We start from the raw sequence: 26,647 nt of genomic DNA on the forward strand, positions 1-26,647 counted from the left end.
GAAATGCTTCGCGCAAGGCAGACGTTCACGCTGTATGTCGAGTGCAACAGCGTCAAATAGTAATTGCCATAAGCGAAATATACGGTTAAACCTGTATCACCTATAGTGCGAGCGCTTTTGCAAGTGTTTAAAAGAACCACTATCCGGCCGTCGCTTAAAGCAATTCCAACAGTTAAGCCTTAATCGGGTGCGCCCGTTACTGCGTGGGCTACTGCGTGGCGCAGTGCATGGTTTTCGCAATTCACGGATTCATTCGCAATCAGCGTATCCCGCGTCGCAAAAGACGGCCCGCACACGGGCGAAACCACGATATGGCATTCGACACGACAATGAAACTACGTACAAAACTAATGACCACCTTGCTGGTGGCAAGCCCTCTCGCGCATGCACAATCGAGTGTCGTTCTCTATGGCCGCATGGATGCCGGCGTGCAATACCTGAACCATGTCAGCACCGCCAATGGCGGCACGGCGACCAGCTGGAGCGCCGAAGGCGGCGACTGGGGCACCAGCATGCTGGGCTTCAAGGGCAATGAGGATCTGGGTGGCGGCCTGAACGCAATCTTCACCCTGGAAACCGGCTTGCAGGCGATTAACGGCACGACGAGCGGCGGCCGGATGTTTTCACGCCGGGCATTCGTTGGCCTGAAAAGCGATCAGTGGGGCACGCTGCAGGCCGGCCGCAATCTGTTTATCGACAGCGACGGCGTGTGGGAATTCGACCCGATGGTGCAGCAGGCGTTTTCGTCGGCTTCGCTGGTACGCGGGCGCAACTGGCAGCAGACCAGCAACAACATCGAATATCACAGCCCGGTCTTTGCCGGCTTTGACGTGCAAGGCCAGTACGCCTTCGGCAATCAGGCGAACGGCTTTAATAACGGCGCGCCCGGCGAGTTCGGCCGCTCGGACGGCGTGATGCTTTCGTACCACTCGCAGTTGTTCGACGTGCGCGGCATCTACGATGAACTGCGCGACAACAACGGCCAGTTCACCAACATCTTCACCAGTTCGCGCGAGTTCTTCGTTGGCGCGAACGTGCACTTCGATTCGATCAAGATCCAGGGCGCCTACACGCATTACTCGGCGCCGGATACGCCGGCCGGACTGGCGGACAGCGCCAACTACTACTGGCTCGGTGCAACGTATTCAGTGAACCGGGCCTGGGCCGTGACGGCCGCGGGCTTCTACGTGAACGTGGGCGACGGTGGCGGCGATACGACGCACGATCCGTCCGGCCACGCCACCCTGTACACGCTCAGCACGACCTACAACCTGACCAAGCGGACCTTCCTCTACGGCACGCTCGCTTATGTGGACAACGGCAAGCAGGCCGACTTCTCGCTGCTCGCCAATCCGCGCGAAGGCAGCTCCAGCACGAGTCCGCTGCAGGGCGAATCGCAGACGGGCGCATACGTCGGCATCATGCATCAATTCTAAGGACTGGCAGCGGCGCGGGCGAGGCTGCCCACACGGTTCGTGGTGTCATCGTTGCGGCGGGGCGGTTGAGTCTGTATGGTGGAGAGACCATATGCGCTCAGCGGGGCTGGATCTGTGCCCGGCTCTTTCACCATTCCGCTGGGGCGCGCCCAACCTCAAGGACGCCGAATGACTTCAGAAGCTGCACCGCCGCCAGATGCATCGCCGGGATCGCCCGCGCCGCAGCAAGCCGGGGGCGTCTTGCGTACCGACGTCCTGATCGTCGGCGCCGGGCCGGTCGGCCTGTTTGCCGCGTTCGAGGCGGGCGTGATCGGCCTGTCGTGCCAGATTGTCGACGCGCTCGAACGGGTGGGCGGTCAATGCACGGAGCTGTATCCCGACAAGCCGATCTACGATATTCCCGCCATTCCTTCATGCACGGCCCGCAATCTGGTCGAGCGTCTGCTGGAGCAATGCCGGCCGTTCGATGTGCCGATCCATCTGGGCCAGCGCGTCGACACCGTCGAGCAACGCGAGGACGGCCGCTGGACTGTCAAAACCAGTCAAGGCCTCGAATTCGATGCGGCCGCCATCATGCTGGCGGCCGGCAACGGCGCGTTCGCGCCGCAACGCCTTGCGCTGGAAGAAGCCGTGCCGCTGGAAGGTCGGCATGTGCATTACAGCGTGCGCAACCTCGCCGACTTCGCCGGCAAGAACGTAGTGGTAGCGGGTGGCGGCGATTCCGCGCTCGATTGGGCGCTGGCGCTGCGCTCGGTGGCGGGCAAGCTCACGCTCGTGCATCGGCGCAATGGCTTTAGCGCTGTGGACTCGAGTGTCGAGAAGATGCGGCGTGCGGTAGAAGCCGGCGAGATGGACTTCATGGTCGGGGCAATCGCCGGCCTGCATGCGACGGACGGCAAGCTCGAATCAATCGAGATCCGGCAGATAGGCGGCGCCACGCAACTCGAGGCCGAGCATATCGTGGCGCTGTACGGACTCGTCGCCGACCTCGGGCCGATCGCGGACTGGGGGTTGAGCCTGCACGCGGGGCGCGTCGACGTCGATACGTCGAACTACGAAAGTTCGCGCCCCGGCATCTTTGCGGTGGGCGATATCGCCAACTATCCCAACAAGCAGAAGCTGATACTGTCCGGTTTTCACGAGGCGTCGCTGGCGCTGCGTAAAGCGTATACGTATGCGTATCCGGAGCAAAAGCGCGTGCACGTGCATTCGAGCTATGACGCGAGGCTCGCTGCACGGGTCGCGGCGAGCGCCGGGTAGAACGCAGCGGGCGGCACCCACACCGGGCGGGCGCCGCTCACGACCCGCCGCGGTTCACGCTCGCCCAGTTGTGGGGAATGACGCACAAAAACAGGCCTTGGCAACGCCGTCTCAAGCTGCCGCGGCGTACTCGAAAAAAAACCGTCAGCCGCCTCCGTTTGCTTGCCAGGTAAGCGTTCCCGGCATCCAGAACCCCTGATCTCACGCATTTGGCATAGCTCCTGCTAGATGGAGTTCAAACTTGTATTCAAGATTGAACTCATGACAATTCCGGACACACCTCAAGCGTTCCTCACGACCCGCGCCCTGGCTGCGCGCGGTGTGGCGCTCGCGCGTGTCCGCCTGTCCGCTTGCCAGAGCCTCGCCACGCTGCGCCCAGATGCCCCCACACCTTAACCGTCAACCCCACGAGACCGGATCGACCATGAGCAACCGCCGCCACTTTCTGAAGAACGCCAGCCTGCTGACGCTGGGTGCAGTGCTGCCGTTCGACTCGGTATTCGCCGCCAGCAAACTGACCGTGGGTGTGATCTACGTCGGTGCACGCGGCGACTACGGCTATAACCAGGCACAGGCGGCGGCTGCCAACGTGATCAAGACGCTGCCCAACCTCAAGGTGGTCGAAGAAGAGAACGTGCCGGAAACCATCGCGGTGCAGAAGTCGATGGAGGCGATGATCGAGCAGGACGGCGCGACGCTGATCTTCGCTACCTCGTTCGGCTACTTCGATCCGCACGTGCTGAAAATGGCCGCCAAGTATCCCAACGTGCGCTTCGCGCATTGCGGCGGACTGTGGAAACAGGGCAATCCGGCAAACATCACCAGTTACTTCGGCTACATCGATGAGTGCCAGTACCTGAACGGTGTGGTCGCAGGCCATATGACGAAGACGAAGAAGCTCGGCTTCGTCGCGGCCAAGCCGATTCCGCAGGTGCTGCGCAACATCAATGCGTTTACGCTCGGCGCGCAATCCGTCGATCCGTCCATCACCACGCATGTGATCTTCACCGGCGACTGGTCGATGCCGGTCAAGGAAGCGGAATCGGCCAACAGCCTCGTCGACCAGGGCTGCGATGTGCTGACCTGTCACGTCGACGGTCCGAAGGTAGTGATCGAAACCGCCGAGAAGCGCGGCGTCATGAGCTGCGGGTATCACGCGAGCCAGGCCGCGCTCGCGCCCAAGGGCTATCTGACCGGCGCCGAGTGGGACTGGGCCACGCCGTACAAGGAACTGGTGGCGGGTGCGCAAGGCGGCAAGCCCCAGCCCAACGTGCTGCGCGGCGGCCTGAAGGAAGGCTTCGTGAAGATGTCGCCGTATGGCGCGAAGGTCACGGCGGATGCGCGCCAAAGCGCCGACGGCGTGAAAGCGAAGATGCTGTCCGGCGAATTCGTGATCTTCAAAGGTCCGATCAAGGACAACAAGGGCGGCGTGGTGGTGGCGGACGGCACGAGTCACGTGCAGACCGACTACACGCTCGAAAGCATGAACTATCTGGTCTCCGGTGTGGTGGGGCAGATCTGATGCACTCGCGGTCCACGCACTTTTCAGGGAGCGGCCATGCGTCCTAATGCGGGTTCTGCCCGGCTGATGCTCGGCGTGCTGCCGGCCTTGCCTACGCTGTTTGCGCTGGCCGGTACCTTGCTGCTGTTCTGGCTGTTCCTGCTGCTGCAGGGCGCTCCGGCGCTCGATGCCATCGGGCTGATTTTTCAGGGCGCGTTCGGCTCGTCGTTTGCGTGGCAAAGCACCTTGCTGCGCGCCTCGCCGCTGATGCTGACCGCGCTGTGCGTGGCCTTGCCGGCGCAGGTGGGGCTGGTGGTGATCGGCGGCGAAGGCGCACTGGCGCTCGGCGGGCTGGCTGCGGCCGTAGTGCCGCAGTGTTTGCCGGCGGGCACCCCCTGGTTCATCGCCACGCCCTTGATGGCGCTGGCGGGGATGCTCGCGGGCGGCATCTGGATCGGCGCGGTCGGCGCGTTGCGGCAATGGCGCGGCGTCAACGAGACGATCAGCAGCCTGCTGATGTCCTACATCGCGATTGCGTTGTTCAAGCATCTGGTGGAGGGGCCGCTACGCGATCCGGCGAGCCTGAACAAACCGTCGACGCTGCCGGTGCCCGACGCCATGACGATCGGCTCGTTGCCGGGTCTCGAAGTGCACTGGGGCCTGCTATGGGGCGCCGTGGCCTGCGTGGCGGCATGGGTGTTCGTCAGGCACAGCACGCGGGGTTTCGCGATGCGCGTGGTGGGCGGCAGCAACCGTGCGGCGCGTCTCGTGGGCCTGCCGGTCGGGCTGCTGGCGCTGGCTGCGTGCTCGATGGGCGGCGCGGCGGCGGGTCTGGCCGGAATGTTCGAAGTGGCCGCGGTGCAGGGCAGCGCCAATGCCTCGCTGCTGGCCGGGTATGGGTATAGCGGCATCCTCGTCGCCTTCGCGGCCCGTCAAAACCCGCTCGCGATTGTGTTGTGCGCGGTGCTGATCGGCGGCATCGAGGCGAGCGGCAGTCTGCTGCAACGGCGCCTCGACCTGCCCGATGCCACCACGCTGGTATTGCAGGGCCTGTTGTTCGCGAACCTGCTGGCGTGGGAAGCCATGGGCGGCCGCATTGTCGCGTGGCGGCTGAAACTGCAGGCGCTCGCCGTCACCGAAACGCCGGTGCAACTGGAGAAGACTCATGCCTGACATGCATTCGCCCGTCGTGATCCTGTTGCTCTCGTTGCTGGCCGGCGCGATTCGGGTGAGCACGCCGTATCTGTTCGTGAGTCTCGGCGAATGCCTGACGGAGAAGGGCGGGCGCGTGAATCTCGGCCTCGAGGGCATTCTGGTTTCCGGCGCCATGAGCGGCTATGCCGCCTCGTATCTGACCGGCTCGCCGTGGCTCGGCGTGCTGGCTGCGGGCGTGGTGGGCCTGCTGTTCGGTTGCCTGCACGGACTCGTGTGTTCGTTGCCGCGTGTCTCCGATATCGCCTTCGGCATTGCGTTAATGCTGCTCGGCACCGGGCTCGCGTTTTATCTCGGCAAGCCGTTTATCCAGCCACAGGCGCCGATGCTGCAGTCGATCGACCTCGGAAGCTGGGCCGTCTCGCCGCAATTGCATAACGCGCTGCATATCAATCCGTTGTTCGTGATCGGCATCGTGCTGGCGTTTGTGCTGCAGTGGGGACTGCGCAGCACGCGCTGGGGCATGACGTTGCGGCTCGTCGGCGATCATGCCGAAACGGCACGGGCGATGGGCTATCCGCTCACGCGCATCCGGATTGCCGCGACTGCGGCGGGCGGTTTCTTTGCGGGCGTCGGTGGGGCCTATCTGTCGCTCGTGTATCCGGGGAGCTGGAACGAGGGGCTCTCCAGCGGGCAAGGGCTGATGGCGGTCGCGCTGGTGATCTTCGCGCGCTGGCAACCGCTGCGCTGCCTCGTTGCAGCACTGCTGTTCGGCGCGGCCGGGGCGCTCGGACCGGCCTTGCAAAGCATTGGCGTGACGAGCGGCTACTACCTCTACAACGCTGCGCCGTATGTGCTGACGCTCGCCATCATGATTATCAATTGCCGCCCCGACCGCACGCTGGCCGGCGCGCCGGGCGAGCTTAGCCTGACGCGCTGAAGCAGCATTCCGATGCTTTATCAAATGCCAACGCCATTGCCAATCTGAAGAGTTGCCGACCATGAACCGATTCATCGAAGCGAAGCCTTACCCGTGGCCCTACGACGGCGAACTGCGGCCGGACAACACGGCGCTGGTGATCATCGACATGCAGACGGATTTCTGCGGCCATGGCGGCTATGTCGACAAGATGGGCTACGATCTGTCGCTCACACGCGCGCCGATCGAGCCGATCAAGCGCGTGCTGGCCCTGATGCGCGAGCAGGGCTTCACGATCATTCACACGCGTGAAGGACATCGGCCCGACCTCTCCGATCTGCCCGCCAACAAGCGCTGGCGCAGCCGCCGCGCGGGAACGGGCGGCGTGGGTATCGGCGACGAAGGCCCCTGTGGCCGGATTCTGGTGCGCGGCGAACCCGGCTGGGAGATCATCGGCGAACTCGCGCCGCTCGCCGGCGAGATCATCATCGACAAGCCCGGCAAAGGCTCATTCTGCGCCACGGATCTCGAACTGATCCTGCGCACGCGCGGCATCGCCAATCTGGTGCTGACCGGCATCACCACCGATGTCTGCGTGCACACCACCATGCGCGAAGCGAACGATCGCGGCTTCGAATGCACGGTGTTGGCCGACTGCTGCGGCGCGACCGACAAGGGCAACCACGACGCCGCGCTGCATATGATTACGATGCAGGGCGGCGTATTCGGCACGGTGTCCGATTCGTCAGCACTGCTTGCCACACTCGGGCGCTGAGCGATCATGTCGACCCCCGCTCCCTATAACCAGCCGCAAGATGCGGTGACGCACGCACTGGGCGTCGAAGTGCTGGGCGCCTGCAAATCGTTCGGCGCGTTCCGCGCGCTCGACAAGGTTTCCATCAAGGTCGCACCGGGCACGATTCACGCGCTGCTCGGCGAGAACGGCGCGGGCAAGAGCACGCTGGTGAAGGGGCTGGTGGGTTATGGCCTGCTCGACGAAGGCCAGATTACCGCGGACGGCCGCGAAGTGAGCATCGCCTCGCCGCGCGATGCGCAGGTGCTCGGCATTGGTATGGTGTATCAGCATTTCACGTTGGCCGCGGGACTCTCGGTGGAGGAGAACCTGCTGTTGTCGCGCGCCAGCCTGCCGTGGCGAATCGACTGGAAGCGCGAGCGCGCTGCGTTGACGGAGTTCATGCAGCGCATGCCCTTCAGGCTGCCGCTCGAAGCCCCGGTTGCCGGACTTGCCGCCGGCGAAAAGCAGAAGCTCGAAATTCTCAAGCAGCTCTATCTGCGGCAGCGCTTCCTGATTCTGGATGAACCCACCTCGGTGCTCACGCCGCAGGAGGCCGACGAGGTGCTCGGCCTGATGCGCGATCTGACGACGCGTGACGAGCTGACGGTGCTGATGATCACGCACAAGTTTCGCGAGGTGATGGCGTATGCGGACGACGTCACCGTGCTGCGCAAAGGCCGTCAGGTAGGAACCACGGCGGTTGCGCAAACGGACCGCGAACAGCTCGCCAACTGGATGATGGGTACCGGTTCTGCGCCGCAAGCAGAAGCTTCTGTTCAGGACTCGCCCGTGCTTGCCGAAATCCGCACCGGGCGCGCCGGGCGCAAGCCGCTCGATCCGCAGGCCACGATCAGGCTGGCGTTAAGCGAGCTCTCCGTGCAGGACGATCGCGGCCATACGGCGGTGCGTCGGGTCACGCTGACGGTCCGGGCCGGCGAGATTCTCGGCATTGCGGGTGTCTCCGGCAACGGGCAAAAGGAACTGGTCGAGGCGCTGGTCGGACAACGCCGCCCTGTGGAAGGCGGCATGCAGATTGCGGGCGCGCCGTATCACGCCACCCGGGAAGAAATGACGACACGCCGCGTGTTCGCGATTCCCGAGGAGCCCCTCAAGAACGCCTGCGTCGCCGGCATGAGTGTGGCGGAAAACCTCGCCCTGCGCGATTTCGACCGCACGCCGCTATGCCGCAGCGGCTGGCGCCTTGACCGCAAGGCGATGCGCGAGCGCGCCACGCAACTGATCCGCGATTTCAACGTGCGGCCACCCGCGCCCGAGCGGATGATCGGCACGCTCTCCGGCGGCAATGTGCAGCGGGCCGTGCTGGCGCGCGAGCTGGGACAGCCGGTGGACGTGCTGATCGTGGCGAACCCCGTGTTTGGACTCGATTTCGCCTCGGTGGCGGACATTCACGCGCGGCTGATTGCGGCACGCGACGCGGGCGCGGCGGTATTGCTCGTCAGCGAGGATCTGGACGAACTGCTGGAACTGGCCGACCGGATCGCTGTGATGGCGGAGGGACGGCTGGTGTACGAAACCGCGGCAGCGGGCGCCGAGCGCGCCGTGCTGGGGCGGCACATGGCGGGACACACAGACGAGCCGGCAGTGCATTAGCGGCCAGTCCGACAAAGAGCAATGCTAAAACCACACAAAAACGGGGTACTGAGCAGGCGCCTGCCGGTGGGCAGGCGCCGCTCCTTATAACTGGGTCCAAACCATGAGCATCGAAGTTCAGGCGCTGCCTGCGCCGTTCGTGTTCGAACCACAGCACACCGCGCTGGTAATCATCGACATGCAGCGCGATTTCATCGAGCCGGGCGGCTTCGGCGAATCGCTTGGCAACGATGTCTCCTTGCTGGCGCAGATTGTGCCCACCGTCGCCGAACTGCTTGCGCTTGCCCGCAACGCGGGCTGGCTGGTGGTTCATACACGCGAGTCGCATGCGCCCGATCTGTCCGACTGTCCGCCGGCCAAACGCCTGCGCGGCGCTCCGCATCTGCGCATTGGCGAGCCCGGACCGATGGGGCGAATCCTCGTGCGCGGCGAACCCGGCAACGCGATTATCGACGCGCTCGCGCCGCGTGCCGGTGAGCTGGTCATCGACAAACCCGGCAAGGGCGCGTTCTACGCCACCCCGTTAGGCGAAGCACTGCAGGCAAACGGCATTACGCACTTGTTGTTCGCCGGTGTCACGACGGAGGTCTGCGTGCAGACCTCCATGCGCGAGGCCAACGACCGTGGTTACGAATGCCTGCTGATCGAAGACGCCACCGCCAGCTATTTTCCGGCGTTCAGGCAGGCGAGCCTGGAGATGATCCGCTCGCAAGGGGGCATCGTCGGCTGGACCGCGCCGCTCGCCGCATTGCAAGAGGGAGTGCAGGCATGGAAGTAAACCTGCCGGAGATCGTCGCGCAAGTGTCCGCGGCATTTGACGAATACGAACGCGCGCTGCTCGAGAACGACATCGGGAGCATGAACGCATTGTTCTGGGATGCTCAGGAGACGGTGCGTTACGGCATCGCCGAAGTGCAGCACGGCGGCGCGGCGATTCGCGCCTGGCGCGCCGCATGCGAGCCGGTGCCGCGCTCGCGGCGGTTGCACCGCACGGTGGTGACGACCTTCGGTGTGGACCATGCCACCGTCAGCACGGAATTCACGAGTGAGGCAACGCCGCTGCTAGGGCGGCAAATGCAGACATGGGCGCGTCTTGGCGCGGCGTCGGGTGTTCATCATGGGTGGATCATCGTTGCGGCGCACGTTAGCCTCATCCCCGTGCCGTGAGACGGCGATAACAGGCACACGGCAAGGAGAGGCGGCGACATGAGCGAAACCGACACGCGCGAGGTGAGGCCTGCGGTCGCGCCGCTCGCGGGCAATGCCCCCAACGCCCCCAACGCGCTCGCCGAGCAGGTGTATCAACAGTTGAAGAACGATATCTTCAGCTTTCGGCTGTTCCCCGGCGACCGCTTTTCCGAGAGCGATATCGCCCAGCATTACGGCGTCTCGCGCACGCCGATGCGCGACGGCCTGTTTCGCCTGCAACGCGAGGGCTATCTGGAAGTGGGATTCCGGCGCGGCTGGAAAGTCTCGCAGATCAACTTCGAGCAACTGGACCAGCTCTACGATCTGCGCATCGTGCTGGAGCTGGCCGCCCTTGAACGGCTGATCTCGGGCAACGCGCCGCATGAAGCGATCGAACCGCTCAAGACCATCTGGTGCATCGATCCCGCATTGCGCGAGAGCGATCCCGTCACCATGTTCGGCATGGACGAAAACTTCCACCGTCAGCTCGTGGCGGCAACCGGCAATGGCGAAATGCTGCGCGTCCATAACGAAGTGACCGAGCGTATCCGCATTGTGCGGCGGCTGGATTTTCTCAAGCCGCACCGCACCAGTGCGACCTACGACGAACACGCGACGATGCTGCAACTGATCGAGCGCAACCGCTTGCCCGAAGCAAGCATTCTTCTGCGCGCGCATATCACCCAAAGCAAACTCGAAGTGCGCAAGATCACCGTCTCGATGCTGGCGGCGGCGCGCGACCGGAAGCTGCCGTTCGTTTCCTGAGGGAATAGGGGGCGCAACGCCTTGCGACGCGTTGTGCGACGCATCGCGCGAACTCGCGGCGTCAATCCGGCCAAACGGCTCCCGGACACTGGAACATGGCGGAGATCGACTAACCCGCGCGGTCTCTACGCCGTATTGCACCTAAATGGGTTTGCTACACTGCGATTGGGTTTTGTTCCGCCCACAACTTATCCCCGCAAGACCACGCCTGCCGCAGTTGCTCACAAGAAGTTAAGCGAAGCGCTCATCGACGCTCCCCGAACTGCCCCAATGCTGCGCTCCCCGAGCTTGCCCGGAGGTACCCATGTCCGTTACGTTTTCCGCTGTGCCGAAGATCATGCGGTGGACACTCATGTGCGGCCTCACGGCGATGGCGTTGAGCGCACACGCGCAGCGGAGTCAAACTTCGTCGGAGGCGGTTCCGTCTGAACTGCTTAGCGACGACGAGCGGATCGATTTCTGTGCGCAAATGCATCGCGCATCCACACCTCAGGAGCGCAGCGCGGTCGCCGCGCATATGCGCGACACGCTGGTGCCGCGTGCGAAGGGGCAAGGCGTGCCGTTACCGGGGTGGGTGCTCGAAGGGCGTCCTGCTAATCAGAGCGGCAGCATCCCCGGCTTGAGTTGCGAATCCGGCGCGGCCCGGCCGCGTGCTACGGGTGCAGCGCCAACCGCCTCGCCAACCGCCGCGCAAGCGGCCACTCCGGCTGCAGCGCCCGCGCCGGTTCCTGCGGCACCGGTTCCAGCGAGGCAGACACCTGAGCACAAGCCGCCGCCGCACGAGCCCGTGGCGCGTGCAGCGCCGGCCTATCCGGCACCCGTGCCCGCGCTGGCTGCGCAAAACATGCCAGCCCCCGCCGAACCGGCCGTGGACACGGCCGCGCGCAGCGCAGTCTCCGGCGACATCCCGGTCGCTCACGACCACGGCATCGCCTACGTGACGGGCGGCGTGGGGCAGGACGAAGTCGCCGCGTTTCGCGGCCTCGCGTCGGGCTACAACATGCGGGCGACGTTCACGACCGGATCCGGCGAGTATCTCTCCGGGGTGGCGGTGCAGGTAGCGAGATCGGATGGCACGGTGGTGTTCAACGCCACCTCGGACGGGCCGTATCTGTATGCCCGGCTTCCGCAGGGTCACTACCGGCTGACGGCCAGTCTCGACGGCGCGCAACGCAGTCGTGATCTGTATGTCCCCGCGCGCGGCGGGGTCAGATTCACGCTGGTATGGCCAAAGCTCAGCACGGGCACGTCAAACTGAGTGCCGCGCCGGGTCGCTGCGTCTGCGCAACAACGGTGCTACGTGCCGCAACGCACCGGACGCGCCGCCCGGTGCGCAGCGGGCACGAACTCAATTACCGTTGTAGACGGTGTGATTGAGGGTCTTGAGCTGACCGTCCGTTTCCGCCTGATACAGCTGCTGTTCCACGTCCTGGCGCGTCTCGTCGGCCGGCGAACCGGCGGCCGTTTGTCCGCTGACGTCCATGCCGACGCCGCTATTGGCAGCGCTGTTGGTGTTGCTGTTGTCGTTGGTGACCGGCGCGGCCTGCTGAGGCGTGGCCGGGACATCCTGCGCAAAGACCGGGGCTGCACAAGCCATCACCGAGACGGCTGCTGCAATATAGGCAATTCGTTTCATGATTCACTCCTGGAAGAAGGACGTTAGGACTTCGGCTGATTGAATGAAGCGGCGCCGAATTTCGGTCTCCACAACGCCTTGCCAGTCTACGAGTGTGGTTGTGTCGCAATGCTGACGCCCAGATGGCAAAACGGTCAGATAGGGCGGTGCGATCGTGCCCGATAATCAAACCGCATTAAGCTGCAACGCCGGCATGGCGTGAGACGGCATGGGTTTGCCGAACAGATAGCCTTGCATGACGCAGCCACCCAGCGCGGTAAGAATCTCGCATTGCGACTCGGTTTCCACGCCTTCCACCACGCACTCGAGGCCGAGATTGCGGCACAGGTCGATCACCGACTTGATGATCTTGCTGGACGCCACGTCCGAATCGACTTCGGCAACGAAGCTGCGATCGATCTTGATCGTATCGAACGGCAGCCGGTGCACATAGCTCAGGCTCGAATAGCCGGTGCCGAAATCGTCGAGCGAGACATGGCAGCCGATCTGCTTGATGAGCGCGAGCGATGCGCGTGCCTGCCGGAAGTCGCGCGTCACCGCCGTCTCGGTGATTTCGAAGTGCACGCGTTCGGTTTCGGTGGGACTTTCCTGCACGATCTCCAGCAGCCGCCGCGCGCGCGGCACCGTCGAAATGTCGAGCGCGGACAGATTGAACGACAGATAGATATGCGCCGGCCAATGGGCGGCCTCCGCGAGCGCCTTGCGCAACAGCACCTCGGTGACGACGCGGATCAGGTCGGTGCGCTCGGCAATCCGGATAAACTCTTCCGGCCCCACCTGGCCGAGCTTGGGACTGCGCCAGCGGCCCAGCGCCTCGAAGCCGACCACGCAGCGGCTGGTCACGTCATAGATGGGCTGAAACTCCAGATACAGTTCGTCGTCGAGGTGCGCGGCCTTGAGCTCCTGGGCCACCAGGCTGGCGCGCCGCACGCGGTGTTCGTGCTCGGCGGAAAACACCACCGCGGTGCCGCGCCGGCTCTCCTTGCCGACATAGAGCGCTGCATCTGCGCGTTCGAAAATCTCGGCCACGCTCACGCTGGCCGGCGGCAGACCGGCCCAGCCGATCGTGCCCGATAGCTCGGCGGTATTGTCACCCACCGTATAGGGGCGGCTGAGCCGCTCGCACAGCGTCTGGCCGAGACGGTCGAGCTCGTCTTCGCTCAGACGCCGTTGAATGATGACGCCGAACTCGTCACCGCCCAGCCGTGCGAAGAAAATCGCCGGATCGGCCAGCATCAGAAGCCGCGCGCCGACTTCCTTGAGCACGAGATCGCCGCTCGAGTGACCGTAGATGTCGTTGACCTGCTTGAAGCCGTCCAGATCGATCAGCCCCATGTGAAAGTTGGCGGTTTCGCCTGTGCCTTGCTCGGCGAGCGCGTTCAGCGACGAGAAGAAGCTGCGCCGGTTCGGCAGGCCCGTGAGGCTGTCGATGTTGGCGAGCCGGAAGTTGTCGTCGCTGAGTTTCTGGGTAATGTCGTGGCTGAGCACCAGTTCGCGCTGCGACGACACGAGGCTCGCGAAGTTGCGATAGTAGAGATGGACGATAAAGGCGAGGGCGACGCCGACGAACAGCATGTCCACCGCCATCGCGATGAAGACCGGCCGGCGCGCGGCAATCAGAAAGACGGTGAAGGAGCCGATGACGATCGTCAGCACGACCAGCGCCGCGGCGCGCAGATGCATCAGGCAGAATACGCAGCCCACCACGGTGGTCGCCATGTAAAAGGCGACCTGGGCCTGCTCGTAGGCCGGCCCGTAAGGAAACAGCATGAGCGACCAGGCGGTGAAACCGACGCCGAAGGCACACGCCAGCCAGAAGGTCTTGCGCAGTTCCGGGACGGCTTGCTCGTGGGTGAGCGTCACATGCCGGAAATGCCACCAGCGGGCGCAGCGGATCGCGCAGGCCGCGCACAGCGCAAGCGGACAATAGATGACGAGCCATGCCGGTGCGCACGCGAGGTGCGTGACGGCCACGGCCGTCGTGTTGACCACCAGCATGAAGTAGAGCAGGGGGATCTGACGGCCGAACGCCTGCATCTGCGAACGGACCAGCTCCGGATCGGTGCCGTCGACCGTGAACGCCCCCCTTATTCGAGCTACCGAGTCCATCAGTGCTCCTAGTCGGGATTGGGATATAACCCTCTTATAACGGCATTTCGCGGCGCATCTTCAGTGCAATTTCAATGATTTACCGGCTGCTGCGGCAAAATTTCCGGTTGTTTGAGGGCGCCGCGATGTCGCAAACGTTGTCGTGCGGTACGCGCTTTTTGCGGATTGATTGCGCAGAGGATCGCGGCGTCGTTTCTGCGCACCTAAAGCATTCTGTTTTTGAGCCGATATTCTGTCGATAAGGGGGCGAGTCCCTATGGAAAGCACATGCATACCCATTACGACAATCTCAAGGTCACACGCGGCGCGCCGGCAGAGGTGATTCGTGCCGCCTATAAGGCCCTGAGCCAGCGTTACCACCCCGACAAGAACGACAGCCCGGACGCGCAGCGGATCATGCGCATCATCAACGAGGCTTACACGGTGTTAGGCGACACGGACCGCCGGGCTGCCTACGACCGCGAACTTGCGGCGCGCGAGCAGGAAGCGCCGAAGGTACAGGGGCCGTCAGCTGCCGCGGCGCCGGACGGCTTCGCAACCGGCAACGGTGGCGCAAGTGCAGAGTCATGGCCCTTCGAGATGGGTCGTCAGGAACCGGGATTCAATGGGAACGGGCGGACGGCATACGATGCGGCCGCTGCCTACCGCGCCGCTGCAAACCCGGGCGGTCTGCCGCGCAAGGCAATCTTCTGCGCCGCCGTGGTCATTCTCGGATGCGCGTTCTGGATCTGGCACGCCTCGCATCGCCAGGCTGCGCCCCAGCCTGCGAGCGGCGCGGTGCAGCCGGCCGGCGCCTCGTTCGCATGGACCAACCCGGTCAGCCGTGCCAGCGTGAGCGTGGACGGCATCTGGAAACTGTCGGAGGCGCAAAGCGACAAGGGGCAGCCGATCTACACGTTTACCGAGCTATCCGGGCGCGCCGCGGTCGTCTTTGCGCGCGAAGAACTGCCCGACGTGGGCTTCAGCGCCTACATTCCGGCTTACCTCCACAACAACGCCGCGACGATGCCACTCGGCGTGCCTGGTGTCAGGGAGACGATCGACGGTCACGAAAGCTGGTCGGCCAACGGACATCTGATCGCGTTCCCGTCCACGCGAACCCACGTGGAGTTGCGCCATATCGGCACGTCGTTCTGGCGCATGGTGACCGTGCAGGCGCAGCCCTACGCGGATTCCGACGATGCCGCGCGCACCTTGAGCGCGCGGTTATGGAGCACGCTGGCGGGGCTTTGATGGGGAGGGTGGTTCCTGCATACGATGCAGGGCGCTATCGGACGAGAGGGATGGTCAGAGAGCCGTTAGTGGGTCGTTAGCGGGGCGCCTTCGCCGGCTTCTGAAGCACCAGTTTCTTTCAATACCCCGTCAGTTCCAGATATCCGCGTCCCACGCTCTGGCCGGCGCGCCTGACGGTCACGGCGCCTTCCCAGTAAGCCTCGCCGGTGGAATCGCGCGTATCCATTTCCTGATCGTCAAGCAGCGGTTCGAGTTGCCAGGTTGTCGAACCGGTTTTCACGGTCTCGGCGATCGGATAAAGCGTCTCGGTATGCGGCGAGCGCCAGGTCCGCAGCGGGGTGAAGTCGACCTGGCCCAAGCCGAACCTTGTGATCCGGCCGCTGGCATCGCGCAGCGCCGCATGGGCCCAGACCGCGCCGCCATTGTGGCCGTGAACCTTGAAGGCCATCAGCGCCGAACCGTCTGCCAGGTTGGCGCCGAGCCAGTCCCATCCCGCAACGTCCGCACTCAGTAGCGTGCTGAACCACTCATGGTCGAGCCATGCCATGCCGCTCACCTGCGTGATGCCGCCGGGTGCTCCGGCATCGTGCGGATTGCCGTGTGCGGCGCTTCCCGGAGCGCCGCCCGGCCCTCCTGCCGCTCGCGCTGGCCGCGTCACGCTGCCGCTCACGCGCAACTGCGGCTCGCTGTAGTAGTAACTTGCGTCGTCAGGCCGCGGCCCCTTTTGCGAGTAGCCGTGCTCGCCTTGCAGCAATGGCGGCTGCGTCGGCGTGAGCGACAGATTCAGCGCGAACGCTCCCGCTTGCGCGCTCACCATGTAGTGACCGTCGGCGGCGCGCGTCATATGCCAGGCGTCCAGCTTGACGTTGGTATCGCCCTGTTTGGCGAAGACCAGATCGAATCCTTGTCGTGCGGTCTTCTGGTCGTATACCACTCTGCCGAAAGCCGGGTCGCTCAGCGCGGCGTGCGCAATGATCAGTTGCGAGGGGACGAAGGCGCTCGGGTTCGCGGCATCGTGCCTGGTTGCCATGCGGAAAAATGTGATCTGGAAACCGAGCGGCTGACCGTCGGGCGTATTGAGCCAGCCGGTGGCGTACCACCATTCGGTCTTGAACGTGGGGTGCGCGCCCATGTCTGCGGGAAACGTCAGCGGATGGCCGGGCGTGACCTGTGCAAATTCGGGCGGGGCGGCTATCGCCGGCGCACGCGTCATCAATACGCTGAGGCAGAATAGGCAGAATAAAATAATCGCGCGCGAGACAATTCGGACTGCGATATGTGTCTTCAGGCTGGCAACGGTGCAAACCCTCGCGGCCAGCAGGCGCTCTTGCACTGCCCGCATCACCAGTCCTCCTTCACCGCACGCACCGCGTCGAGCGAGACCGCGCGGCGTCCCGCGACCACAGCCGTGGCGCAGGAAGCGGCGAGCATCACAGCCGCCACCAGGCTCAACACGGTCCAGGGCATATGCAGCGACATGCTCCAGTGAAACGACTGAGGGTTGACCACGAACACGAGAATCAGGCTGATTGCAAAGCCCAGGGCGAAGCCCATCGCAATGCCCAGTGCCGTGAGCATGCCGCCTTCCTTGGCAAGGATGGCGAGTATCTGCCCCCGCGTCACGCCGACGTGCCGCAACATGCCGAACTCCCGCGAGCGGGCGAGCGTCTGCGCCGAGAACGTCGCCGCGACGCCGAACAGGCCGATCACAATGGCAACCGCTTCGAGCAGATACGTCACCGCAAAGCTGCGGTCGAAAATCGTCAGCGAGCGGGCGCGAATCTCACCCGGTTGCGCGAACTGCAGCGCTTCGCCGAAGGGCAGCCCGCGCAACCCGGTCATGACCTGCTCGACGCTTGCGCCGGGCGCGACGGTGATGGCGGCATCGGTCGCGCCGGTGTCGTGCGTGAGGCGTCGATAGTCCGCCAGCCGCAGCTCGATCGCGCCGGTTTGGCGAACGTAGTCGCGCCACACGCCGGCCACGACGAATGCCTGATCGTGCCCGCCTACCGGTAGCTCGACGTGCTGCCCGAGACGATAGCCGTACAGATCGACCATCGCCTCCGACACCCACACCGGCGTTGCGCCATGCAACGCTGCAACGCCCAGCACGGGCCCGCTCATCTGCAGACTGGAGCCGGGGTCGGCGGCGTCGATCTCGCGAGCCAGCAAGACGATGGCGGGGCGCGCAGGATCGAGCGTCACTTGCGAGGTGCGGGTAAAAGCGGCGTTTTTCACGCCTGTCGTCGCGGCGATTTTGGCCTGCTCGTCGAGATTCAGCACGCCGGTGTCGCCGCTCGGCGCTATGCGAACGTAAAGATCGGCGGAAAGCAGATGCTCGAGCCAGCTATCGACGGAAACGCGGAAGCTCGCCACCATGATCGCCATGGCGACGATCAGCGCGAAGCTGGACAGCACGCCGCTCATTGCCACTGAAGCCTGCCCGGGCGCATTGGCGAGACGCGCGAGCGACAACGCGCTGGTTGTCCGGGCCGCGCGTCCCGCGCGCGAGCGGCTGACTGCGGTGAACAGGATGGCGGTGCAGCGCGGCATCAAGGCAATGCCGCCCACCAGCAACAGTGCGACGGCGAGATAGCCGAGAATCGGCGCGTCGAAAACCGGCGGCAGTTGGGTCAGCACGCCGGCCACGGCGAGGCAGCCGAGCGCGGGCCATGGTGTGGCGAGCCGCGCCAGCGCACCTTCTTCGCTCCCGGCTTTCAACGCTGCGGCGGGGCGGGCGCGGGCCGCCTCCAGCGCAGGCGCGAGACTGCCAAGCACGGACACCGCGATACCCAGCACAAGAAAAATCGCGCTAGCCAGCGGTTCAAACCCGACTTGCGGACGCACGCCGGGGAAATACCCCCCGCCCAGATCGCTGCCGAAAAACCGCAGCGCGGCGCTCGCCAGTCCGTACCCCAACGCGAGACCCGCCAGCGACCCGAGCACACCGAGCAGCGCGCCCTCCGTGAGAATCTGCCGCAGCAACTGCCCACGCGTGAGGCCGAGCACGCGCAGCATGGCCAGTTGCGAGCGGCGCCGCACGACGCTCAGCGCCTGGGTCGAAAACACCAGAAACGCGCCCGTGAATAGCGCGACCAGCGCCAGCACATTCATGTTGATGCGGTAGGCGCGCGAGAGCCTGTCGGTGCGGCTTTCCACATCGCGCGGTTCGGAGACCACCAGCTGGTTGCCGAGGCGCGCCTGCAGATCGCGCCTGAAGCGTTCCCGGTCGACGCCGCGCTCGAGTTCGAGATCGACCCGCGAGAGCTTGCCCAGGCGTGCGAAACGCCACTGTGCCGCGGCGATATCCATCACGGCGATGCGCTGCCCCGGTCGCGCCCGCACCAGGCCGCCCGCCACCCGCAGCGGCACGCTCGCCGTGCCGCTCAGCAGCGCGATGTGCCGCCCAATGCCGGTGTTGAGCCATTGCTGCGCTGCCGGGGAGAGAAAAATCGTGTCGTCAGCCAGCGTATCCATCGGGCTTTGCGAAGCAGGCACGCCGACCAGGTCCGGCGCGATCCGGCTGGCCCTGAACACGTCGATGCCGAGCACCTTGAGCGGCGTACTTTGGCCAGGCACGGTGGCATCCAGTTCGAGGACGGGACTTGCCAGCGCAACGCCCGGCTGGCTGGCGAGGCGCGGGTACCACGACTCGTCGAAGGTAGGCTGGGCGCCGCGCACCTGCAGATCCGCCTGGCCGGAGAGGCTGCGCGCCGCCGCGGAAAACTCGTTGAACGCCGCGCTGTTGATCAACTGCACTGCGTATCCGAGCGCCACGCCGAGCGCAATGGCCGCCAACGCCACGATGGCGCGTCCGCGCTGGCTGCGCCATTCCGCTTCCAGCAGCCAGCGGGCCAGCCGCCGCCCGCCGCGCGCCTGCTTCCGCGCCGGGCGGCCCGGCGTGGCGTCACTCGTGGGACGAACGGACACGGCGCACGCTCCCGTTGCCGGCGGCATGCAGACCGCCGTCGCTCAGAATCAGCACGCGGTCCGCCACCGCTGCCGCGGCCTCGGAGTGCGTCACCATGATGGTCGCGGCGCCGTTCGCCAGCGCCTGGGCGCGAAACAGCGCCAGCACTTCGTGGGCCGTATCGGGATCGAGGTTGCCGGTCGGTTCGTCCGCCAGAATCAGTCTCGGGCGATGCACCAGCGCACGGGCAATCGCCACTCGCTGCAGCTCGCCGCCGGACAACTGGCGAGGGAAGTCGCCGCCGCGGCCGGCGAGTCCCACCGCCGCAAGCACGTCGAGCGCGTGGGCCGGCGGCAGATTGTTCAGCAGCAGCGGCAGCGCGACGTTTTGAGCGAGCGTGAGATGCGGCAGCACATGAAACGCCTGAAAAACGAAGCCGAGCTTTTGCCGGCGCAGGCGGGTGGCCGCGTCGTCGTCGAGACCGGAAACGAGCGTGCCGTCGATCAGCACGTCGCCGCTATCGGGCACGTCGAGGCCGGCAATCAGGTTGAGCAGCGTCGATTTACCGACGCCCGAATCGCCCATGATCGCGACAAACTCACCCGGGTCGAGCGTGAAATCGAGCTGGGCGAGGACGACCCGGGCCGCCCCATAGGCTTTGCTCAATTTTCGACATTCGAGCGCAGGGGCGGGGCATTCATTGCGAACGAGCATCGGTGTGGTCAAGGGGTTGGCATTGCGGATGGCATCGGGGCGGCCGTCACAGTTGGCATATTAACCGCCGCCGCCGATTCGCGCCGGCATCCCCCGCACGGCTACCCGGGAAGCCCTGAAAGGGCGGCCCGGGTCCGAATCCAACAGGCTGAAAAAGGCCATCGCGTCGCGCAAGCTCTGCGCGCCATGAGCCTTTGCTTTTACTCGCGCGGCGCCAGTGCCTGACGCCGGGTTTCGAGTTGCGTGATGACGCGTTGAAGCATGCGCTCGGCCGTCCCAGGCAGCGCGACAAACTTGCAGCCCATGATGAAGCGGCACTCGCCGCTCGCGCTGAACGAATGACGTGGTGCGACGATTTCCAGGTCGAGCTTCAGGATGCCGTAGTCGCCGAGTTGCACGGCGACGTTACGCAAGACGCAACCTGCCTCAAGCGCGCCAAAGCGGGCATCGGCCGTTCTCAGCGCCACGCCGCCGAGCGAGAGATCCTGCAGTTCCACCTTGAACGCCTCGCCGTCCTCGTAACGTCCGGTAGCGCGATAGGGTTCGAGTAGCGGCGTCTGCACGCGAAAGAATTCGCGCCGCTGCACGTAGTAGAGGAGTGCCGGAAAGGGCGCCTCGAAAGCGAGCCGTCCTTCGAAGACGACCGGCTCTGCCGCAGCCGTCGCGAACTCGGTGCGGATGCTGCCCGGCAGGCTGCGGAACACAAGCCGCTGCGCGGCAGGCAGTGCGCGATTGTCAGCCGCGACGCTGCCGGCATCGAAGACAAAGCGGGCATTGCGCGAGTCGACGTCGAGCACCTGAGAGACGATCTGCCGGCCGCCGAACTCCACCGCCACGAAGTCCTGGCTGGAGATCAGCTTGCGCAGGCACACTGCGATTTGCAGCGGGTGCTGCTGCGCGAAGTCGGCGTGAAGATCGCTCGCGGCTGCGGCTGCGGTTGCGGCTGAGGTTGCGGCTGCTGCGGCGGCGGCGTCGTTCAGGAGGTCGGCAATCATTGTTGTGTCCGTGGGCGTTGTGGCCTGGGCCAGGCCGGTGAGTCCACGAGCGCCGCTGGCAAGGCTGGCTGGCGTTCGTTGTCCACGACCTGTATTGCAGGGAACGTGCCATGTGGACGGCGCGCCCCACAGCGTGGCGTGTGACCGGCCGGAAATCGCAGTGGGACGGGGCTTTGTGGGGGGCGGAGGGAGCCGCGGCGCGAGCGGCATTTGCGGATGCTGCTACGTAACGTGGCGTAACGGCACGTTACGGCGAGAGGTCGTGTTACGGGCCGAACCCTGCGCATCGGCGCCGCCTTGCGGGCCCCTGGAAGCGCGACCGGTCTGCGGCAGTTCAGGGTCGCGGCGCGCAGAGTTGTCAGTACCTTTCGACATGTAGGTGAAATGTGTTCGCCACATAATCATTTTGCATCGACACAAAACTACACGCTCGCAACATCCCACATCGTGTCGGGCCATCCGCGACCCACTGTCCGGGTGCAAAAAATCACCCACATTCAAGGTGCCCCATGGTTAGCGTTCAAACCGGGACGGAAAACGCACGTCTTTCGTCTTTCCGTGCAATATCGGTTCCGCCGCCGCTTACGACAAACCCATCCGGATGGACCAATATCGCCGCAACGGTCCGCACGATCATCGAAGATCCCACCCTGGAGTCGTATCTCGACCAGAATCAGGCGGAGTTCGACGCGCTTTCGAGTGACGTACAGCAAACGCTCGACGCCGCGTTCGAGCGCGGCGACGAACGCGCGCTTGCCGACGTGCATGCCATGCTGTTTGCGCTCTACGACCTGTTCGTCGCGCCGGCCGCGAGCGTGCGTTGCCACAATCAGTTCAACCCGTATCTGATCCGCCTGCGCGGCGCAATCGAGCGCCGCTGGCTCGAATCGCCTTCGCTCAATGACATCCTGGTGCCGGCCGAACTGAGCACGCCCGAGGACCTGGTGCAGGCAATCTGTTCGGTCTCGGCGCAACACCGCGCCTCGAAGCATCCGTTGTTCGATTTTCTGGAGACGCAGGCGAACCTCGCGCAACTGACGGAGTTTTTCCGCAGCGACAGCGCACTGAATATCCGCTTCTTCGATCTGATCGTGCTCGCCTTGCTGGGTTCCGATCCGGCCGTGCGTGGCGAGCTCTCGCAAAACTTCTGGGACGAAGCCGGCAAGGGCGACCCGCTGCGCAGCCACGTCACGCTGTTTCGCAACCTGCTGTTGAGCACCGGCATTCCGCACGCCGAAGACGATCACGCGTCGCTGCTCAACTGGCAAGGACTCGCGGGCTACAACCTGTTCATGATGACGGGGCTTAACCGCAGCCAGGGCTTCAAGTCGCTCGGCGTGATGGCGGTGACCGAGCTGCTCGATCCATCGCAGTACGAAAAATTGACGCGCGGCTGCCGCCGTCTCGGACTCGGCACCGCGGGCGAACTCGAGTACTACGACGAGCATGTGAGCATCGACGTCGTGCATGCCGAGGGCTGGCTCTCGAACGTGATCGTGCCGCTTGCCGGAAAATTCCCGCAGCGTATGAACGACATTTTCGTGGGCGCGCAATGGCGCCTGAATACCTGCGCCGAGTACTACGATAACCTGCACGAGAGACTGTTGCAGATCGCCTGATCCGGCTCCGGATTTCTTCATTTAAACCCACCTGGCCTGCGCATCAAGCGTAGGACAGGTGGGTCTTTTTCATTTCAGGCAGGCAATTCTTTCGCGTAATATTTTCGTAAGCTTCTGTCAAAAATAATTCAACAGAATTAATTGTCAGACGCATCGCCTAAATAGACTGGTCTGTATAGAATGCGTTGTCATCTCACAAAGCATTACCAAGTCTTATTTGCGTTGGCATTCCTCACAGGCGCCGCCGGCGCATATCGAGCGTACATCACGACGGCGGTTAGACCGTAGGTTGTCCTTACACGAGAGAGGGTCAGAATGGAAACGTTGGCGACGCATGGCGCACGAGCAATCACCACAAGAGACCTGAGCAAGAATCCATCAAAAGCACTGCGCGATGCGACGGCACAACCGCTGATCGTCATGCGGCATCAGCGTCCGATTGCCTGCCTCGTCTCGATCGAGCAGTGGGCCGAGCTGATGAGCCGGCTCAAGGATAGCGAATTGAGCAGCAGCGTGGCACAGATCGAGATGCAGATTCGCCGTCTCGACCTTGAGGCGCCGGCGCATTTCCCCCCTGACTTCCCGGCCCTCGTGGTCGGCGAGACCTACGGAAAGTAGGCGCAACTGAACAGATGACCGTGACGCAAAAACCGATCCCTAGCAAGCGCCAGACGCTCATCGACAAAGCCACTGAACTGTTTTCGCAGGAAGGCTATCACGCGGTCGGCATCGACCGCATCATCACGGAGTCCGGCGTTGCGAAGATGACCTTGTATAACCACTTTGCGTCGAAGTCCGAGCTTGTGCTGGAGGTCTTGCGGCAGCGCGAAGAGCAGGCTGGAGCATCGTTGCGTGGTTTTGTCGATCGTTACACGCTGCCGCTCGAGCGTATCAAGGCGGTGTTTTTGTGGCACGAAGCATGGTTTAGCGAGGAGACCTTCAGCGGCTGCATGTTTATCAATGCGGCCTCTGAATTCCCCGATCACACCGATGCGATTCATCGCACCGCGGCAGCACAGAAAGAGCATGTGACGGCGTTGCTGCGCCAGTTGCTCGGCGAGCTGTTCGACGAGACGGCGGCGGCGCGGCTGGCGGCGCAGTTTCTGATTCTGATCGACGGCGCGACCGTCACCGCGCAGATATCCGGCAGCCCGAAAGCAGCCATGCTTGCTTGGGATATCGCGCAGCAGTTGATGGAAGGCGTGTTCGGCCGCACGGTGCGCGCGGCCTGAGTACGCTTAGGCCTCCACGCGGAAAATCGCCACTGCCTGCTGCAAGGTTTTCACCTGATCGTCGAGCGACTGCGCCGCTGCCGCTGCTTCTTCAACCAGCGCCGCATTCTGCTGGGTCACTTCGTCCATCTGGGTGACGGCGCGCGAGATCTGGTCGATCCCGCCGCTTTGCTCTTCGGAGGCGGCGGAGATTTCACCCATGATGTCAGTGACGCGCTGCACGGCGTGGGTGATGTCTTCCATCGTCCTGCCGGCCTGGTTCACGAGGCTCGTACCTGCCTGCACCCGCTCCACCGAGGTGTCGATCAGCGCCTTGATTTCCTTGGCCGCCGCCGATGAGCGCTGCGCAAGGCTGCGGACCTCGCCGGCCACCACCGCGAAGCCCCGGCCGTCCTCGCCGGCCCGCGCGGCTTCAACCGCCGCATTGAGGGCGAGAATGTTGGTCTGGAAGGCGATGCCTTCGATGATCGTGATGATGTCGGCGATCTTGACGGAGCTCTGGTTGATCTCCGCCATCGTGCCAATCACGTTATTGACGACCGCGCTGCCCTGGCCCGCGATGTCCGACGCATTGCGGGCGAGCGAGCTTGCCTGACGCGCATTGTCGGCATTCTGCTTGACGGTGCCGGTGATCTCTTCCATGCTCGCCGCGGTTTCCTGCAACGATGCGGCCTGCTGCTCGGTGCGCGCGGACAGGTCGGCATTGCCGGAGGCGATTTCGCTCGCTGCGACGGTGATCGATTCGGTCGACGCACGAATATGCCGCACCGTGCCGGCCAATTCCAGCTGCATGCGGCGCAGTGCGGCCTGCAACTGGCCGATCTCGTTCGTGCCGCGCGCCACAATGTCTTTCTGCAAGTCGCCCTTCGACATGCGCTCGAAGTCCTGCGCCATTTCGCTGATCGGCTCGACCACCACGCGGGTGAGCGCGCTGCGCACGAACAGGCCGATGGCGACCGCCAGCAACGCGCAGACGACAAGGACGGTGTTCATGGTCTGCGCGCGGGCCTGCGCATCCTCGAAACGATGCGCCGCACGCGACACCGCATAGTCCAGCAGCGGCTGCGAGAGCTTGTCGAATTCGTTGTAGAGCGGGCTGCTGTATTGCAACTGGATGCGGTGATACGCGTCGAAGTCCTTGGCCTTGAGCGCATCGAACTCCGGCATGATGCCCTTGCTCATCATGGCTGCATGCTTGTCCGCCGCGTTGCTGAACAGCGCCTGCGCATCGTCGGAAACCGGCACGGCCATAAAGGCATCCCATTGCTTCTGCGATTCGCTGCAGTAACTGGTGGCGAGTTGCAACTGCTGGGCCGCCTCGGTGTCTTTCTGCTGGCCCGACAGCGATTCATAGCGATTCTTGGCCGAGCGGCAGCGCAGCAGCAGTTCCGAGCTGCGCGACAGCGCGTTGGTGGCGGTCATATCGTGCTGGTACATGCCTCTGAGCGCCTGATTGGTCGAGGCAAGCGAGGTGAAAGCGCATGCACCGACCACCAGAACCAGCAGCACGAAGATGCCGGTGGCAAGCGTCAGACCCGTTCTGACCGAAAGATTGTTGAACACGATGGCCCTTGGTTAGCGTGTGGCGAGACGCGACCGGCAGGCAGTCGCGCAATACGATTCTTGTTGTGGTCTTGCTGTGTCTGCTTCTACTTCTACTTCTGTGTTTACCGCTCGATGCCTGCTGCCGCGCTAGCGGAACTGGAACAGCGCCGCCGGCGTGTCGACCAGCACCGCATGCAACTGCTCCGGTTGTTGTGCCACAGATTCCAGCATCTCGCGGGTCAAGCGGGCGTTCTGCACGTCTTCGAATTGCGTATGGGGCCAGTCGGTGCCCCACACCAGACGCCCGACGCCGAATTCGCGAACCAGTGCGGGCCACGCGCTGGCGGCGAGCGCCAGCGCGCAAGCCGGATCATGCCGGTCGGCACTCACGCGATACGCGCCCGACACCTTTACCCACACCTGGCGCGTCGCGCCGAGCGAGAGCAGGCTGGCGAAGCCCGGGTCGCGTATGCCCAGCGCGGGATCGAGCCGCCCGAAATGGTCGACGACGATCCGCACGCCGCTTGCCAGCAGTGCAGGGGCGATGGCGGGCAGGCGCGCCGCTTCGATCTGCACTTCGAGATGCCAGTTCAGTGCCGCCATGCGCTCGAGACACGCCGACCACGCGGCGTCGCCAAAGTCCGGCGCGGCCTTGCCGATCAGATTGGCGCGCACGCCGACCACGCCGCGCGTGTGCCAGGCTTCGAACTGCGCGGCATCGCGCGCAGGATCGACGACGACGATGCCGCGCAACTGCCCGGGATGCGCATCCAGACAGGACAACAGGTAGCCGTTGTCGCTGCCGAGAAAGCTCGGCTGAACCAGCACGCCGTGCGACAGGCCGAGACTGGCGAGCATGGCGCGATAGTCGTCGAGCGTGGCTTCGTAGGCTGGCGCATAGCGCCGGCCCGGTGCGAGCGGCAGGCCGCTGACGAACACGTGCGCGTGGCTGTCGATGCCGGTGACCGGTTCCGTCGTCGCCATGCAGGAAAGAGGGGTACCGTTGGATAGCGTCATTCGTGAAGC

General features: G+C 64.4%; 24 protein-coding genes. 16 read left to right on the top strand and 8 right to left on the bottom strand.

Annotation, left to right across the window (positions count from 1 at the left end; translation table 11 throughout):
- Positions 1-329 precede the first annotated feature (329 nt).
- The 12 genes from FFS45_RS08555 to FFS45_RS41670 all read left to right on the top strand — a co-directional run bounded on the left by FFS45_RS08555 (position 330) and on the right by FFS45_RS41670 (position 11,886).
- The gene (locus FFS45_RS08555; RefSeq protein ID WP_171029603.1) at positions 330-1,436 is read left to right on the top strand and encodes a porin; all 1,107 of its coding nucleotides are present in this window, start codon (positions 330-332) and stop codon (positions 1,434-1,436) included.
- 168 nt (positions 1,437-1,604) lie between these two features.
- Entirely contained in the window at positions 1,605-2,696 is a 1,092-nt protein-coding gene (locus tag FFS45_RS08560; RefSeq protein WP_137954194.1) for an NAD(P)/FAD-dependent oxidoreductase, read from the top strand.
- 261 nt (positions 2,697-2,957) lie between these two features.
- Entirely contained in the window at positions 2,958-3,092 is a 135-nt protein-coding gene (locus FFS45_RS42715; RefSeq protein WP_283204752.1) for a hypothetical protein, read from the top strand.
- Positions 3,093-3,120: 28 nt separating this feature from the next.
- A complete protein-coding gene (locus tag FFS45_RS08565) occupies positions 3,121-4,218 on the top strand; it encodes a BMP family ABC transporter substrate-binding protein (RefSeq protein ID WP_137954195.1) in 1,098 nt (365 codons plus the stop codon).
- A gap of 36 nt (positions 4,219-4,254) precedes the next feature.
- On the top strand, positions 4,255-5,370 hold the full coding sequence (locus FFS45_RS08570) for an ABC transporter permease (RefSeq protein ID WP_137954196.1): 1,116 nt from the start codon (positions 4,255-4,257) through the stop codon (positions 5,368-5,370).
- On the top strand, positions 5,363-6,289 hold the full coding sequence (locus FFS45_RS08575; RefSeq protein WP_137954197.1) for an ABC transporter permease: 927 nt from the start codon (positions 5,363-5,365) through the stop codon (positions 6,287-6,289). The genes FFS45_RS08570 and FFS45_RS08575 overlap by 8 nt, the downstream gene beginning before the upstream one ends.
- Positions 6,290-6,350: 61 nt before the next feature.
- Positions 6,351-7,043, top strand: a complete 693-nt coding sequence (locus tag FFS45_RS08580; RefSeq protein ID WP_137954198.1) for an isochorismatase family cysteine hydrolase — start codon at positions 6,351-6,353, stop codon at positions 7,041-7,043.
- 6 nt (positions 7,044-7,049) lie between these two features.
- Positions 7,050-8,675, top strand: a complete 1,626-nt coding sequence (locus FFS45_RS08585; protein WP_137954199.1) for an ABC transporter ATP-binding protein — start codon at positions 7,050-7,052, stop codon at positions 8,673-8,675.
- A 103-nt stretch (positions 8,676-8,778) separates the two neighbouring features.
- Positions 8,779-9,453 carry an isochorismatase family cysteine hydrolase gene (locus FFS45_RS08590; RefSeq protein WP_137954200.1) on the top strand — a complete coding sequence of 225 codons (675 nt, stop codon included), beginning with the start codon at positions 8,779-8,781 and terminating at the stop codon, positions 9,451-9,453.
- Positions 9,444-9,842 (top strand): oxalurate catabolism protein HpxZ, encoded by a 399-nt coding sequence (hpxZ, locus tag FFS45_RS08595; RefSeq protein WP_137954201.1) that lies wholly within the window; start codon positions 9,444-9,446, stop codon positions 9,840-9,842. The genes FFS45_RS08590 and hpxZ overlap by 10 nt, the downstream gene beginning before the upstream one ends.
- A gap of 39 nt (positions 9,843-9,881) precedes the next feature.
- Entirely contained in the window at positions 9,882-10,628 is a 747-nt protein-coding gene (locus FFS45_RS08600; protein ID WP_137954202.1) for a GntR family transcriptional regulator, read from the top strand.
- Between the two features lie 304 nt (positions 10,629-10,932).
- Positions 10,933-11,886, top strand: a complete 954-nt coding sequence (locus FFS45_RS41670) for a carboxypeptidase-like regulatory domain-containing protein (RefSeq protein WP_171029604.1) — start codon at positions 10,933-10,935, stop codon at positions 11,884-11,886.
- Positions 11,887-11,976: 90 nt separating this feature from the next.
- On the opposite strand, the gene FFS45_RS08610 is transcribed toward FFS45_RS41670, so the two are convergent.
- Positions 11,977-12,264, bottom strand: a complete 288-nt coding sequence (locus FFS45_RS08610; RefSeq protein WP_137954204.1) for a hypothetical protein — start codon at positions 12,262-12,264, stop codon at positions 11,977-11,979.
- A gap of 165 nt (positions 12,265-12,429) precedes the next feature.
- Positions 12,430-14,373: an EAL domain-containing protein gene (locus FFS45_RS08615; RefSeq protein WP_137954205.1), complete on the bottom strand. Its 1,944-nt coding sequence runs from the start codon at positions 14,371-14,373 to the stop codon at positions 12,430-12,432.
- 267 nt (positions 14,374-14,640) lie between these two features.
- Here FFS45_RS08615 and FFS45_RS08620 point away from each other — a divergent pair, with 267 nt between their 5' ends.
- Positions 14,641-15,606, top strand: a complete 966-nt coding sequence (locus FFS45_RS08620) for a J domain-containing protein (RefSeq protein WP_137954206.1) — start codon at positions 14,641-14,643, stop codon at positions 15,604-15,606.
- Between the two features lie 118 nt (positions 15,607-15,724).
- Here the strand turns inward: FFS45_RS08620 and FFS45_RS08625 are convergent, their stop codons facing one another.
- The 4 genes from FFS45_RS08625 to FFS45_RS08640 all read right to left on the bottom strand — a co-directional run bounded on the left by FFS45_RS08625 (position 15,725) and on the right by FFS45_RS08640 (position 21,225).
- The gene (locus FFS45_RS08625) at positions 15,725-16,819 is read right to left on the bottom strand and encodes a carotenoid 1,2-hydratase (RefSeq protein WP_249362728.1); all 1,095 of its coding nucleotides are present in this window, start codon (positions 16,817-16,819) and stop codon (positions 15,725-15,727) included.
- 128 nt (positions 16,820-16,947) lie between these two features.
- Positions 16,948-19,464, bottom strand: a complete 2,517-nt coding sequence (locus FFS45_RS08630) for an FtsX-like permease family protein (protein ID WP_249362737.1) — start codon at positions 19,462-19,464, stop codon at positions 16,948-16,950.
- Between the two features lie 49 nt (positions 19,465-19,513).
- Positions 19,514-20,230 (bottom strand): ABC transporter ATP-binding protein, encoded by a 717-nt coding sequence (locus tag FFS45_RS08635; RefSeq protein ID WP_137954209.1) that lies wholly within the window; start codon positions 20,228-20,230, stop codon positions 19,514-19,516.
- Between the two features lie 200 nt (positions 20,231-20,430).
- Positions 20,431-21,225, bottom strand: a complete 795-nt coding sequence (locus FFS45_RS08640) for a flagellar brake protein (RefSeq protein ID WP_137954210.1) — start codon at positions 21,223-21,225, stop codon at positions 20,431-20,433.
- A gap of 509 nt (positions 21,226-21,734) precedes the next feature.
- On the opposite strand from FFS45_RS08640, the gene FFS45_RS08645 reads away from it, so the two are divergent.
- The 3 genes from FFS45_RS08645 to FFS45_RS08655 all read left to right on the top strand — a co-directional run bounded on the left by FFS45_RS08645 (position 21,735) and on the right by FFS45_RS08655 (position 24,076).
- A complete protein-coding gene (locus FFS45_RS08645; protein ID WP_137954211.1) occupies positions 21,735-22,844 on the top strand; it encodes an iron-containing redox enzyme family protein in 1,110 nt (369 codons plus the stop codon).
- A 315-nt stretch (positions 22,845-23,159) separates the two neighbouring features.
- On the top strand, positions 23,160-23,462 hold the full coding sequence (locus tag FFS45_RS08650) for a type II toxin-antitoxin system Phd/YefM family antitoxin (protein WP_137954212.1): 303 nt from the start codon (positions 23,160-23,162) through the stop codon (positions 23,460-23,462).
- A 20-nt stretch (positions 23,463-23,482) separates the two neighbouring features.
- Positions 23,483-24,076 carry a TetR/AcrR family transcriptional regulator gene (locus tag FFS45_RS08655; RefSeq protein WP_212745710.1) on the top strand — a complete coding sequence of 198 codons (594 nt, stop codon included), beginning with the start codon at positions 23,483-23,485 and terminating at the stop codon, positions 24,074-24,076.
- A 6-nt stretch (positions 24,077-24,082) separates the two neighbouring features.
- On the opposite strand, the gene FFS45_RS42720 is transcribed toward FFS45_RS08655, so the two are convergent.
- The gene (locus tag FFS45_RS42720) at positions 24,083-25,639 is read right to left on the bottom strand and encodes a methyl-accepting chemotaxis protein (RefSeq protein ID WP_137954213.1); all 1,557 of its coding nucleotides are present in this window, start codon (positions 25,637-25,639) and stop codon (positions 24,083-24,085) included.
- 129 nt (positions 25,640-25,768) lie between these two features.
- Positions 25,769-26,638: an amidohydrolase family protein gene (locus FFS45_RS08665; RefSeq protein ID WP_137954214.1), complete on the bottom strand. Its 870-nt coding sequence runs from the start codon at positions 26,636-26,638 to the stop codon at positions 25,769-25,771.
- Positions 26,639-26,647 lie beyond the last annotated feature (9 nt).

Origin of the sequence: Burkholderia sp. 4M9327F10 (assembly GCF_005503145.1) — a bacterium.
In the GTDB taxonomy this organism is placed as follows: Bacteria; Pseudomonadota; Gammaproteobacteria; order Burkholderiales; family Burkholderiaceae; genus Paraburkholderia.